The organism is Pseudomonas sp. IPO3747 (assembly GCF_013385245.1).
In the GTDB taxonomy this organism is placed as follows: domain Bacteria; phylum Pseudomonadota; class Gammaproteobacteria; order Pseudomonadales; family Pseudomonadaceae; genus Aquipseudomonas; species Aquipseudomonas edaphica.
This window is the reverse complement of record NZ_JACAQL010000001.1, coordinates 128,058-142,921: the sequence shown is the minus strand read 5'-3', so window position 1 is coordinate 142,921 and position 14,864 is coordinate 128,058. Positions and strand designations below refer to the sequence as shown.

Annotated in this window: 6 protein-coding genes; 4 read left to right on the top strand and 2 right to left on the bottom strand. The window is 62.5% G+C overall.

The window, feature by feature from the left end:
- Positions 1-259 precede the first annotated feature (259 nt).
- The 4 genes from HX790_RS00500 (at position 260) to HX790_RS00485 (ending at position 13,433) form a co-directional block, all read left to right on the top strand.
- Entirely contained in the window at positions 260-11,638 is an 11,379-nt protein-coding gene (locus HX790_RS00500; protein WP_176991097.1) for an autotransporter-associated beta strand repeat-containing protein, read from the top strand.
- A 215-nt stretch (positions 11,639-11,853) separates the two neighbouring features.
- On the top strand, positions 11,854-12,219 hold the full coding sequence (locus tag HX790_RS00495) for a type II toxin-antitoxin system RelE/ParE family toxin (protein ID WP_080593813.1): 366 nt from the start codon (positions 11,854-11,856) through the stop codon (positions 12,217-12,219).
- A complete protein-coding gene (locus HX790_RS00490) occupies positions 12,212-12,517 on the top strand; it encodes an XRE family transcriptional regulator (protein ID WP_017139630.1) in 306 nt (101 codons plus the stop codon). The genes HX790_RS00495 and HX790_RS00490 overlap by 8 nt, the downstream gene beginning before the upstream one ends.
- A 19-nt stretch (positions 12,518-12,536) precedes the next feature.
- Positions 12,537-13,433 (top strand): LysR family transcriptional regulator, encoded by an 897-nt coding sequence (locus HX790_RS00485; RefSeq protein WP_017139629.1) that lies wholly within the window; start codon positions 12,537-12,539, stop codon positions 13,431-13,433.
- Here HX790_RS00485 and HX790_RS00480 read toward each other — a convergent pair.
- Together HX790_RS00480 and HX790_RS00475 are read right to left on the bottom strand one after the other, a co-directional pair.
- Positions 13,423-13,824, bottom strand: a complete 402-nt coding sequence (locus HX790_RS00480; RefSeq protein ID WP_017139628.1) for a RidA family protein — start codon at positions 13,822-13,824, stop codon at positions 13,423-13,425. The two genes, HX790_RS00485 and HX790_RS00480, sit on opposite strands and share 11 nt — an antisense overlap.
- Positions 13,825-13,905: 81 nt before the next feature.
- Positions 13,906-14,778, bottom strand: a complete 873-nt coding sequence (locus HX790_RS00475) for an EamA family transporter (protein WP_176991096.1) — start codon at positions 14,776-14,778, stop codon at positions 13,906-13,908.
- Between the last annotated feature and the right edge of the window lie 86 nt (positions 14,779-14,864).

Here is a 14,864-nt window from a genome sequence, read left to right as displayed (position 1 = left end):
AGCGCCTTTTTTACATTTGGAAACTTGTATTTATGTCGCGACAGTCAATGGATGCTGGCTGTAATCCCATTCTGACAGGGAGTTTACGAAAGTATTAATACCATTTAATTCAATGACTTTTCTGTAGGTCTACTACCGTTTCGACAAATTGGATCAATTGTCACCACGGTCAGGTATCTCGAATTCGATGCGTGTGGGTCAATAAAGTTGAGCTTCTACGCACCCATGGATGAAAGGCTTGGACCACAAGGAGTTGAGCGTGGATAAAAGACTTGCTACTGCCGTTGTACCTCGTATTTCTGCGCTTTCTCTTGCTATTCGCCTCGGCGTAGCGGGGCTGGTGATGGGCCTTGCAAGCCCCGAAGCGATGGCGGCCTGCTCGCCCGCAAGCCCCACGGCGGGTGCCACGGTGACGTGTACGGGGGTGCCGTCGTTACCGCTGTTTCTGAACACCTTCTCGAGTGCGGTGAATGACCTGACGGTCAACGTCAACCCTGGCGCGCAGCTCAACGCAACGTTGGGCGGCATTGCGTTGAACCTGACCGGTAACAACACCACACTGAACAACTCCGGCACCATCGACCCGGCGCTGCTCGGGTTTGTATCCGTGCTCAGTGGCGGTGTGGTGGTGGGCAATACCGCGGCCAGTACGGTGAATATCACCAACACGGCCACCGGGATCATCCGCGGTACCGGCGCACTGCTGGGGCTCAATCTGACTTCGTTGGGTGGTGCGGCGCTGAACGTCACGAATGGCGTCGGTGGCACCACCACCCTCACCAACGCCGGCACCCTCGGCTCCAGTTCGTTGCTGGGTCTTACGTTGTTTGCCTCTGACACGCCAGTGGTCGCCGTGCAAGGTGGCGGCCAGGTCAACATGACCAACAGTGGCACGCTCACCGGGCGGGTTGCCTTCGAGGCGTCCACTTTGGGTAATACCTTCGTCAACAGCGGGACCATTTCCGGCGGCGTGTCGATGGGAGCAAACAGCACCAACACCTTTACGGCGGTGACCGGGTCGAGCGTGTCCTCGGGTGGCGGTATCGGCTTGAGCCTCGGCGGCCTGTTGGGCGTAAACCTGACGTTTGCCCCCACCGGCCAGGTGGATGGCGGCGCAAACGGCAGCAACACCTTGATCCTGCAAAACCCCGGCGCCACCGGCAGCAGCGGCACTGGCACGGCGTCCAGCGCCACCTATGTCAACTTCAACAACCTGACCATCAATGGCGGCACCTGGACGTTGCAGGGGCCGTTGGTCAGCGGCAGCACAACGCTCAATGGTGGCATTTCGCAGTTCGATAACAGTGCGACGTTCGGTACTGGGGCAATCACCGCCAATGGCGGGGTTATCGAGGCAACGGCCAATAACCTGACGCTGGCTAACCTGCTCACGCTGGGCACCGGCGGGTTGACCGTCCAGGGCGCCAATACCGGGCTGACCCTGGGCGGCGTGCTCTCGGGCACCGGCGGCTTGACCAAGACGGGCACGGGTCAACTGATCCTCAATGCCGCTAACACTTACACCGGCGCCACCACGCTGTCCGGCGGTTCGGTGCAGTTGGGCAATGACCTGGCGCTGAGCAGCGGCGCTGTCACCGTCACCGCCGCATCGACTTTGCAGGCGCCTGGCACAGTCAGCCTTGCCAACACGTTCACGCTTAACGACAACCTGACGACCGATGTGGCCGGTACGTTGAGCCTGAACGGCGCCATTACCGGCAACGGTGGGCTTACCCAGAGCGGCGCGGGCAGCCTGACGCTCAATGGCGTCAACACCGGCTTCAGCGGCGCCACCAACCTGGGCGCCGGCACCCTGGTGCTGGGCAATAACAATGCCCTGGGCAGCGGCAACCTGAATGTGACAGGTACTGCCAACCTGGACACCAGTGGCGCCTCATTACTGAACAACAATGTCGTCTTGACCGGCGATCTCAGCCTGCTCAACGCCAACCCACTGACCCTGAGCGGCGTGATGTCCGGCGTCGGCGGCCTGACCAAAACCGGCGCGGGCCTGCTGACCCTGGCCGGTAACAACACCCGCAGCGGTGTAACGTCGCTGAATGCCGGCGGTTTGTTGCTCAGCACCAACACCGCCCTGGGGACGGGCGCGCTGAATACGGCTGCGGGCACTTCGCTGGATGCCACGACGGCGGTGACCCTCGCCAACGCGGTCAACCTGGCCGGCAACCTGGGCATTGGCGGCACCGCCGACCTGACGCTGGCCGGTACGATCAATGGCGCTGGCAGCCTGACCAAAAACGGCGCCGCCAATCTAGTGCTCAACGGCGTCAACAACTTCCTGGGCGGCACCACGCTCAATTCGGGCACCCTGACGGCGGGCTCCAACTCAGCCCTGGGTCTGGGTAACTTGACCGTTGGCGGCGCGTCGACGCTGGACAGCAGCGGGGCATTCAGCCTAGGCAACAACGTTGTGCTCAACGCCGGGTTGACGGCCGGCGGTACCAATAACCTGACCCTGGCGGGTGTGCTCAGTGGGGCAGGGCCGCTGACCAAAAGTGGCCTGGCCAACCTGACCCTCAACGGCAACAACACCTTCAGCGGCGACACCAACCTCAATGCAGGGACCTTGACCCTGGGCAACGCCAATGGCCTGGGCAGCGGCGCCTTGACCGTCGGCGGTGCGGCGACCCTGGACACCAGCGCGTCCTTTGGCATCGGCAATGCCATTGCGCTGAATGCTGACCTTACGGTCGCCGGCAACAACGACCTGAGCCTGAACGGCGTGGTCAGCGGCGCTGGCAACCTGATCAAAAATGGCTTGTCCGACCTGACCCTGGCCGGCAACAACACCTTCACCGGCGCCGTGAACGTGGTCTCCGGCAGCCTGACGTTGCTCAATGCCAATGCCTTGGGCAGCACTTCCGGGGTTAACGTGAGTGCGGGCGCCGGGGTCAACCTGGCCACTGACGTCAGCCTGGCCGGCTTGAGCGGCAGCGGTAGCGTGCAACTGAGTGGCGCCAACAGCTTGACCGTTGGCGGGGTCAACACCACCAGTACCTTTGATGGTGATTTGAGTGGCGCTGGCGGGCTGATCAAGGTCGGCACCGGCACTCTCAACCTTACCGGCATCAATGGCGTCACTGGCAACACGGCGATCAATGCAGGCACCTTGAACCTCAGTGGTTCCCTGGCCAGCGCCCAGGTCAATGTCAACAACGGCGGTACGCTGACCGGTACCGGTTCGCTATTGGGTGCGCTGAACGTCAATAACGGCGGCCATTTGGCCTTGAGCAGCGGCAATACCTTGTCAGCCGGTGCACTGAACATGGTCGCGGGTGGCAACCTGGATGTTGCCCTCGGTGCGCCATCCCTCACTTCCTTGCTCAATGTCGGCGGTAACGTGGCGCTCGCCGGCAACCTGAACGTCACCGATGCCGGTGGTTTTGGCGCGGGCACTTATCGCCTGATCAACTACACCGGCGGCCTGACCGGTGGCCTGACGGTAGCGGGTGTTCCCGTGGGTTATGGCCTCGGCGATCTGCTGGTACAAACCTCGGTCGGCAACCAGGTCAACCTGGTGGTGTCGGCGCCCAATATCCGCTTCTGGGACGGCAGCCAAGCTATCGCCAACGGCGTGGTGGATGGCGGCACGGGCGCCTGGACCGCCGGCGGTACCAACTGGACGTCCGCCGACGGCTTGACCAACTCTCCTTGGTCCAGTGGCTTTGCGGTGTTCACCGGTGCTGCCGGTACGGTCACCGTGCAAGGCCCGCAAGCCTTTACCGGCCTGCAGTTTGTCACCGACGGCTACAGCCTGGTCAGCGGCGCAGGCGGGCAATTGACTGCGATCAATGGCGGCAGTGGCAATGTATCGATGCGTGTAGATCCGGGCGCAACCGCGACCGTCGGGGTCAATATCGATGGCGCCGGCACCTTGAACAAGCTCGACACCGGCACCCTGGTGCTCAACGGCGCCAACACCTATACCGGTGGCACCTTGCTCAATGGCGGCGCGCTTATCGTCGGTAGCAACACTGCACTGGGCGGCGGCCTGTTGACGACAGCGGCCGGGACGACACTGGACAGTAATGCTGCCATCACCTTGGGCAACACGGTGCTCTTGAACGGCGACACCACTGTCGCGGGCGGCAACGCGCTGACCCTTAATGGCGGGATCAGCGGCGTTGGCGGCCTGATCAAAAACGGCGCGGCCACTTTGACCCTGGGCGCAAGTAACACTTTCCTCGGGCCTGTGGCCTTGAACGCGGGTGGGCTGATCCTGGCCGCCAACAATGCCTTGGGCGCTGGCGCGTTGAATGCGGCTGGCGGCACGACACTGGATGCCAGTGCGGCGGTCACTGCCAATAACGCGATCAACCTGGCAGGCAACCTGGGTATAGGCGGCACGGCTGACCTGACCTTGGGCGGTGCAATCAATGGTGCTGGCAGCCTGACGAAAAATGGCGCAGCCAACCTGATCCTCAATGGTGCTAATACCTACCTCGGCGGCATGACGCTGAACGCGGGCACATTGACCCTGGGCAATAACCTCGCGCTGGGCCTGGGCAACCTGACGGTGGGGGGTGCTTCGACGCTCGATAACAGCAGCGCGCTGAGCATCGGCAATGGTGCTGTGCTGAACGCTGCGTTGACGGTGGCTGGCAACAATGACCTGACCCTGGGTGGCCTGCTCACGGGCACCGGCGCGCTGGTCAAGGATGGCGCGGCCAACCTGACCCTTAATGGCCTCAATGCCTACAGCGGCGGAACGACCCTCAATGCGGGTACCTTGACCCTGGGCACCGCGACAGCCCTCGGGACGGGCGCCTTGACGGTGGGCGGCGCGGCCAACCTAAACAATGGCACGCCACTGGTGCTGGCCAATGCGGTCAACGTCAACGCCAACCTCACGGTGGGCAGCCTGAATAACAACCTGACGCTGGCGGGTGTGGTGGGGGGGAGCGCCAATCTGATCAAAACCGGCACTGGCGACCTGGCCCTGACTGGCAACAACACCTTCTCCGGCCTGTTCGATGTGCAAGCAGGCAGCCTTACCACCGTGGGTAATGGCGCGCTGGGCGCAGGCGCCGGGGTCAACCTGGGGAGTGGTACGCAATTGAACCTGGGTGGCTCGGCCAGCCTGGGTGAACTCACCGGCACCGGCGTGGCCGTTGTTGGCACCGGCAGCACCTTGAGTGTCGGCAGCAATAACCTCGACAGCACGTTCGGCGGCGTACTCGCCGGGTTGGGCGGTCTCAACAAAATCGGCAGCGGTGCCTTGACCCTCGGCGGCCTCAGCGTGTTGACCGGTGACACCCAGGTCAACGCCGGCAGCCTGCTGGTCAACGGCGCGCTGGCCAGTACCAACGTGAACGTGGCTAATGGCGCCACCCTCGGCGGCACCGGCACCCTGGTGGGGGCCGTCAACATTGCCGACGGTGGCCACCTGGCCGTCAACTCGGGCAACACCCTGACAGTCGGCTCGTTGGTGCTCAATACCAACTCCAACCTCGATGCCGGGCTCGGTGCCCCGTCTACCGGCGGCACGGCGCTGATTCATGTGGGCGGTAACCTGACCCTGGATGGCACGCTGAATGTCAGCGATATCGGTGGCTTCGGCCCCGGTATCTACCGGTTGATCGACTACACCGGCGGCCTGACCAATAACGGCCTGCAGCTGGGCAGCTTGCCGGTGAATATCCCGGCCACCGACCTGGACCTGCAAACAGCAATCGGCAACCAGATCAACCTGCTGGTCAACGGCAACACCACCGTGCAGTTCTGGGACGGTAGCCAGACCACCGGTAACGGCAGCATCGAGGGCGGCAGCGGTACCTGGACAAGCGGCGCCACCAACTGGACAGGCGTCAACGGTTCGTTCAACGCCGCCTGGGCGCCAAACAGCTTTGCGGTCTTCCAGGGCGCGGCGGGTACTGTCAGCGTGGACGGCGCCCAAGCGATTACCGGTCTGCAATTTGTCACCGACGGCTACAACGTGGTCGGCGGCACGGCGGGGGCCTTGACCTTGTTCAACGGCACCGGCGGCAACACCGCCGTGCGCGTTGATCCGAATGCCACCGCGACCCTGGGCGTCACCCTCAATGGCGGCGGTACTCTGGCCAAGCTGGATGCGGGCACCTTGGTGCTCAATGGCGCCAACACCTACACCGGCGGCACCGCGCTCAATGGCGGTACGTTGGTGGTCGGCAATAACAGTGCGTTGGGCAGCGGTGCGTTGACCGCGTCCAATGGCACCACCCTGGACAGCAATGCCGCTGTCAGCCTGGCCAATGATGTGAACGTCAACGGCACGCTGACAGTCGGCGGCAGCAACGCGCTGACCCTGGCCGGCACCGTGGCCGGCACCGGTAGCCTGATCAAAAACGGCATCGCCAGCCTGACCTTGAGTGGCAACAACACCTATGCAGGGCCGACGGCATTGAACGCCGGCGGGTTGATCCTGGCCTCTAACACTGCGCTGGGCACCGGCGCGCTGAATGCGGCGGCAGGCACCACGCTCGATACCAGCAGTGCAGTCACCTTGGCAAATGCCGTGAACCTGGCGGGCAACCTGGGCATTCTCGGCAGCGCCGACCTGACCCTTGATGGGTTGGTCACCGGGGCTGGCAGCCTGGCTAAAAGTGGGGCGGGCAACCTGACACTCAACGGCAACAATGCTTACCTCGGCGGTACGCAGTTGAACGCAGGTGGCTTGGTACTGGGCAATGGTTCGGCACTTGGCACCGGCAGCCTGGCCGTCAACGGCGCAGCGACGCTGGATACCAGTGCCGCAGTGGCGCTGGCCAATAACACCACGCTCAATGCTGCGCTGACCGTGGTTGGCAGCAACGACCTGGCGCTTGGCGGTGTGGTTGATGGCACCGGATCGCTGATCAAGAACGGCACTGCCAACCTGACCCTCAACGGCGCCAATACCTACAGCGGCGGCACCACCCTCGCGGCCGGTACGCTGACTGTCGGCAATGCCACGGGCTTGGGTTCCGGCGCCTTGACCGTCAATGGAGCAAGTACGTTGGACAACAGCGTGCCGCTGGTATTGGCGAACGCCGTCACCTTGAATGCCGACCTCAGTGTGGCCGGTAACAACAACCTGACCCTGGCGGGTGTGTTGGCCGGCAATGCGGCGCTGATCAAAAATGGCGCGGCGGACTTGCTGCTCAGTGGTAACAACACCTTCACCGGTCCACTCAATGTGCTCGGCGGCAGTGTGACCACTACAGGTAACGCGGCCTTGGGCAACACCACCGGCGTCAACGTCGGCAGCGGTGCCAGCCTCAACCTGGGTGGCAATGCCAGCCTCAATACCCTGACCGGTACCGGCGCGATTCAAGTGGCGGGCGGCAGCACGCTGGCGGTGGGTGGCAGCAACCTCGACAACACCTTCGCAGGCACGCTCAACGGTGCCGGTAACCTGGATAAAAACGGCACCGGCGTGCTCAACCTGAGCGGCACCAATGGGATCAGCGGCGCGGCCAACGTCAATGGCGGCACTTTAAATGTGAGCGGCTCACTGGCCAGTGGCACGGTGGCGGTGAACAACGGCGCGACGCTGGCCGGTACTGGCTCATTAGCGGGTGCGGTGACGGTGGCTGATGGCGGGCACATCGGCCTGAACGCCGGCAGCACGCTGTCGGTGGGCTCGTTGGTGCTGGGTAATAACGCCAACCTGGACGTCGGCCTCGGCGTGCCGGTGGTGGGCGGTGGCAGCGGGCTGCTGAATGTCGGCGGTGATCTGACCTTGGGCGGCAAACTCAACGTCACCGATATCGGCGGCTTTGGCAGCGGCGTCTACAACATCATCAACTACGGCGGGGCACTCACCAATAATGGCCTGGCCCTTGGCAGTTTGCCGGGCAGTGTGATTCCGGGCGATGTGCAAGTGCAGACGGCCATCAGCAACAAGGTCAACCTGCTGGTGACTGCGCCCAATACCACCGTGCAGTTCTGGGACGGCGCCAACCTGATCGGCAACGGCGCCATCGACGGCGGCAACGGCACCTGGGGCACTGGCACCACCAACTGGACCAACGTTGACGGCACCCTCAACCAGAACTGGAACAACAGCTTTGCAGTGTTCCAGGGCGCGGCGGGTAACGTGACCGTGGAGGGCACGCAAAACCTCACCGGCATGCAGTTCGTCACCGATGGCTACAACCTGGCCTCCGGCACGGCGGGCGTGCTCAACCTGGTGAATGGCGGCACCGGCAACACGGCGATCCGTGTCGACCCGAACGCCACCGCAACGTTGGGCGTCACGCTCGGTGGTGCTGGCACCCTGGCCAAACTCGACACTGGCACCTTGGTGCTTAACGGCACCAACACCTACACCGGCGGCACTGCACTCAATGGCGGCACGCTGGTAGTCGGCAATAACAGCGCGCTGGGCAGTGGCGCACTGACGGCGGCCGACGGCACCACCCTGGACAGCAACGCGGCCGTCACACTCGGCAACGCTGCGGTACTCAATGGTGCACTGGCCATCGGCGGCAGCAATGCGCTGACGCTTAACGGCAGTATCAGCGGCAATGGCAGCCTGCTGAAAAAAGGCGCGGCAACCCTGACGCTCAACGGCGCCAACACCTACAGTGGCGGCACCGGCCTGAACGCCGGGCAACTGACCCTGGGCAATAACGCCGCATTGGGCAGCGGCGCGCTCACCGTCGGCGGCGCTGCGGCGCTGGATGGCAGCACCGACCTGCAACTGGCCAACGCCATCAGCCTGAGTGGGCCGCTGACCCTGGTCGGCAGCAATGCACTAGCGCTTAACGGCGTGGTCAGCGGCACCGGCAGCCTGGTGAAAAACGGCAACGGTGCGCTGCTGTTGACCGGCGCCAACACCTACAGCGGTGGCACCACCCTTAACGGCGGCACCACCACCGGCAACACCAACAGCTTGCAAGGCGCGATTGCCAACAATGCGGCCCTGACCTTCGAGCAAGGCACCGATGGCACCTACACCGGCAACCTTACCGGCGCAGGCGTGCTGAATAAAACCGGCACCGGCGCGTTGCTGTTGACTGGCAACAACACCTTGACCGGCAACACCAACGTCAACGCCGGCAGCTTGCTGGTCAACGGCACCTTGAACAGCGCAGCGGTGCAGGTAGCCAGCGGCGCGACCCTTGGCGGCAGCGGCAGCCTGGGCGGTGCTGTGACGATGGCCGATGGCTCGACCCTCAAGGCCGGGGCGGCGACGCCGCTGTCGGTGGGTTCGCTGGCGTTGTCGTCGGGCACTGCCCTGGACTTCGCCCTCGGCGCGCCTGGCGCATCCACCACGGCGGTGAATGTGGCGGGCAACCTGACCCTTGATGGCACGCTCAACGTTACCGATGCCGGGGGCTTCGGCCTCGGCGTTTATCAACTGTTCCGCTACGGCGGCGCGTTGACCGACAACGGCCTGACTCTCGGCTCGCTGCCGGTCGGCGTGGGTAATCTGAGCCTGCAAACGGCGCTGGCCAACCAACTGAACCTGCTGGTGCAAACCACGCCGGGGCAAATCCAGTTCTGGAACGGTGGCACCACCAACCCTGACGGCACTATCACCGGCGGCAGTGGTACCTGGGGCCCAGGCACCAACTGGACCGATCCAACCGGTACCCAGGGCCAGGCGTCAAATAACCAGTTTGCCGTGTTCGGCGGGCAGGGCGGTACTGTCACTGTGGTCGGCAACCAAGGCTTCACTGGCCTGCAATTCCTTGACCCTGGTTACACGCTGACGGCAGGCGCAGGTGGGACCTTGTCGCCAACCGGTGCCGCAGTGGTGCGTGTCAATTCGGGCGTCACTACCGAAGTGGCTGCGCCAATCGTGGGGGCCGGGTCGATCAACAAACTTGACGCCGGCACCTTGCTGTTGACCGGCGCCAACACCTATTCCGGTGGCACGACCGTCAGTGGCGGTACGCTGGCCGGTAACACGCTGAGCTTGCAGGGTCGCATCCTCAACAATGCGCAACTGTTGTTTGTCCAACCCACTAACGGCACCTTTAATGGTGTATTGAGCGGAACCGGCAGCATTACCAAACAAGGCGCCGGCGCGCTGTTGCTGACCGGCAACCAGCCATTCAGCGGCACGGTGGCGGTGGACCAGGGCGTACTGCAAGTCGGCAACGCGGCCAACCCAGGCGCGGTGTTTGGTGGGCAGGTGATCGTCGCCAACGGTGCAGGCCTGACCGGCAACGGCAGCGTCGGCGCGTTGGTCAACAACGGCAGCGTCACACCTGATAACGGTAAGCTGACGGTGGCCGGTAACTTCACTAATGGCAGTACCGGCGCGTTGAACCTGCTCATCACCCCATCGTCGACCGGCTCCCTGGCCGTTGGGGGTACTGCGAACCTGGGCGGCACGTTGAATGTGGTCAACCTGGCGCCGTACGCCGGCCCGGCCACCTACACGCTGCTCACGGCGGGTGCAGTGAACGGCACCTTCGGCACCACCAATCTGGAGAACCTGGCATTCCTCAATACCGCGTTGAACTACAGCCCTACTCAGGTGGCGCTGGCGGTTAGCCGCAACAACGTCAGCTACGCCAGCGTGGCAGCCACTGGTAACCAACGTGGCGTGGCCGCCGCGTTGGACAGCGGTGCCGCGGTGGGTGGCGCAACGGTGCAGAACGCGCTGCTCAACTCCAATGTTGCCGGGGCGCGCGCCGCGTTCGACAGCTTGTCCGGGGAGATTCATGCCAGCACCGCCAGCGCCATGCTCGAAGATTCGCGTTACGTGCGTGACGCAGTCAACGAGCGCCTGCGTCAGCCCGGCTGCTACCGCGAAGATGACCCACGCAACAGCCTGGCACCCAGCGAAAACCGCCTGAGCAGCGCCGGTTGCCACGGCGAGATGGTCGGCTGGATGCGTGTGTTGGGCACCTGGGGCCACATGGGCGGCGACAGCAACACCGCCAAGCTGGACCGCAACCTCGGCGGCTTCCTGCTCGGCACCGACAAACAAGTGGATGACGCCTGGCGCGTCGGTGTGGCCGCCGGCTACACCCGCAGCGACCTGGACGCCAAGCGCCGCAGCTCCAGCGCCGACGTCGACAGCTACCACTTGATGGCCTACACCGCGTACCAGCAGGAAGCCTTCGCCGCTCGCATGGGCGTGGCATACAGCTGGCACGACATCGAAAGCAAACGCGATGTGGCCGTAGGCGGCGTGGGGCAACGCCTCAAAGCCGACTACAAAGCGCGCAGCGCGCAAGTGTTCGGTGAAGTGGGCTACACCATTGAAACCGGCAAAGTGGTAGTAGAACCGTTCGCCGGCCTGGCTTACGTCAACTACGACAGCGACACGATCAAGGAGAAAGGCGGTTCGGCGGCCCTGCGCGGTGATGCCGATCAGGACGTGACCTTCTCGACCCTGGGCGTGCGCATCGGCCAGACCATCACCTTGGGTAACGGCTCGAAAATCACCCCACGGGGCAGCATCGGCTGGCGTCATGCCTTTGGCGACACCAAGCCGGATGCCGACCTGAGCTTTATCAACGGCGGTGCATCGTTCAGCACCCAAGGTGTGCCGATCGCCAAGGACAGCGCGGTGGTGGAGGCGGGCGTGGACTACCAGATCAGTCAGAATGGCAAGTTGGGCCTGGGCTATTCCGGCCAACTGTCGCGCAACGATAAAGACCATGCGATGACGATCAGCTTCTCCCTCGGTTTCTGATCAAAGCCGAGTATTTTTAACCGCCCGAAAGGGCGGTTTTTTTTTGGAAATATTTCTTAACGCTATTCGATGGTTTGCCAATAGGGCAGGGTTGTTGCTCAGCGTCTGGTCAGAAGGATGTACAAACAATTTCCCCTGGAACCCGGCTGGTAATGCAGTCTTTTCTGAATCTAAAGTATGCCCTTGAGTTTATATTCCTTAGGTGGCATATTCGCATGGATTGGGACGTTGAATACACGGATGAATTCGCAGAATGGTGGGATGAACTGGGCGCAAAGGAGCAAGTCTCCGTGTCCGCCAGCGTAGATCTGCTGGGGCTTTTCGGGCCTGGCCTGGGCTTCCCCCATACCAGTGATATCAAGGGTTCCCGGCATGGCAACCTGCGGGAACTGCGGGTCCGGCACGCCGGCCGGCCCTATCGAGTGCTGTATGCATTTGATCCCCGGCGCTGCGCTGTCCTGCTGATCGGCGGCGATAAAGCCGCACACCCCAGGTGGTACGAGGTGCATGTGCCCTTGGCCGAAAATGTGTACGACATCCATTTGCAAACATTGCGTAAAGAGGCCCGTCACCATGGCTAAAAAATTCGCTGAACTTCAAGCGCGCATGACCCCGCAGTCGCGTGCCGAAGCCGAGCAGCTGTTCCGCCAGCACCTCAAGGAAATGCCCCTGCATGAGCTGCGCAAGGCCCAGCAACTGAGCCAGGAAAGCCTGGCCAAGGCGTTGAATATCAACCAGGCAGCGGTTTCCAAGATGGAGCGGCGTACCGACATGTACATCAGCACGCTGCGTGACTACATCCGGGCAATGGGCGGCGAGTTGGAAATCATCGCGACCTTCCCGGATGGCCAGGTCAAGATCGACAACTTCGCTCACTAAGTCACAGTGGACCACCCCGATGAATCAGCTCCTGGCCATGCGCGCCTTCGTCCGTGTTGTCGATACCGGTTCATTCAGCCGTGCATCCGACCAGTTGGCGCTGCCACGCTCTACCGTCAGCAAACTCATCACTGACCTGGAAAGACACCTGGGTACCCAGCTGATGCACCGAACCACCCGCGCCCTGGCGCCCACGCTTGAAGGGCTGGAGTATTACCGCCATGCGCGACGGCTGGTGGCTGAGCTGGATGAAGTGGACAGCGCCGCACGCGGGCAGATCCTCAAGCCCGGCGGGCACCTGCGCGTGGATGCACCGGCCTCGTTTGCCAATTGCCTGTTGATTCCGGCGTTGGTGGACTTTCATCGTGAGTACCCCGATATCACCATCGCCTTGGGCATCAGCGACCGTGCGGTGAATATTGTCGGGGAGGGCGCCGATTGCGTGATCCGTGCTGGCAAGCTGGAAGACATGGCGATGATCGGGCGCAAGGTGGCGGACCTTGAATACCTGACCTGTGCGGCACCCAGTTACGTGGCGCGCCGGGGTTTGCCGGTTTCGCCCGAAGACCTTGTAAACAACCACCTCAGGGCCGGGTATTTTTTTGCTGGGTCGGGCAAGCCGGAGCCGCTGATTTTTGAGCAGGGCCAGCAACGTATCGAGGTCAACGACTGCGCTTTTTCGACTAACGAAGGCAACGGCCTCAAGGAAATGCTGCTCGCGGGCCTTGGTGTGGGGCAGCACTTCAAGTCGATCGTGCAGCACTACCTCGATACCGGCCAGTTGGTTGAGGTGCTGCCGGGTTGGTCGCGCCCGGCCACGCCATTGCATATCCTCTACCCACCTAACCGTCATCAGAGTGCGCGGCTCAAGGTCTTTACCGAGTGGGTGATCCGCACGTTTGGGGTCAGGGAATAATCGCGGTTACGCGTATCTCCACGCGCATGGTTGGCAGTCCCAGGGCCTCGACGCCGACTTGCGTCCAGATCGGCGCATGGTGGGGCATGTAGCGCCGGTATTGCTGGACCATCGCTTCGTTGACCTCAGGTGCAAACCCACCGACGTGGTAGGAGTTTATGTGAATCACATGCTCCCAACCCGCGCCGGCGGTGGCCAGGGTTCGGTCCAGGTTGTGAAACGCCTGGGCGATTTCTTCACTGAGGTCGGCGGGGATCTGGAACTCATCGTCCCAGCCGCCCTGGCCTGACGTTTCCACGCGGTTACCGATTTTCACTGCTTGGGAATAGTGCAGGTGTTCGCGCATGGTATCGCCATAGCCTGGGGTGACAAAAAATTCGGGCATGCTCATGGTATTTCCTCGGTTGAATACACGATCCGACGAATGCTAATAGAGCGAATGCGCGAACAATATCCCAAGTTTCTGTCATGACTATCTACCGGTATGCACAATCGGTTTGCGATAAAGCCCGACTGCCAAGCCGCTGATAATCACTGCGATAAAGACCAGATTGGCTGTGGAAACACGCTCGCCCAGTATCAACATCGAACTGGCAATCCCGAACACCGGGATCAATAGCGACAGCGGCGCTACCGTGGACACGGGGTACGCCTTGAGCAACGTGTTCCAGCCCCAGTAAGCAAAGTGCGTGGCCAGGTAAACCTGAAACAGCAGCGACCACACGGCGGTGAGGTCGAGGTTGGCGGGGAGGCTTACGAACGCACCGTCGCCGTGCACCCACCAGGCCATCAGGAACAGCGGGATTGGCGGAAACAGGCTGGCCCAGACCATGAACGAAAAGATTTCTTTAACCCCCGACGTCTTGATGATGACGTTGCCGATGCTCCACGCCAGTGCGCTGAACACGATCATCAGCACGCCGAGCGCAGCGTGTTCGCCTTGCTGGTTGGCGATGATCCCGGTTAATCCGATCAAGGCCAGAAAAGCCCCGGCCCACTGCGCGCCGCGAATTTTCTCCTTGAATAGCACGCAGCCCCAACCCAGGGTGAAAAACACGCTGAGCTGGATGAGCAATGAGGCAATCCCCGGGCTCACCCCAAGCTGGATGCCATAGTTGATCACACCCCACATGCCCAGCCCGAAGATCACGCCATAGGCCGCTACATAACCGAATGGCACGGCGGGGCGCTTGATGACGAACACCAGGGGCAAGGCGGCGAGGGCGAAGCGCAGGCCGGTGAGTACAAACGGGTCGATGGCCCGCAGGCCCAGTTTGGTGATGGGGAAATTCAGCCCCCAGGCCAGCGTGACCAACAGGGCAAGTGCCAGGTGTTTCTTGTGCATGGACGTTCCTTCGAACCGGTTGCTTCAAAGGGGTGAAGGTTAGAGCTCGGGCGTATGGCCCGCTTGCTATGCCAGGTCATACTTTG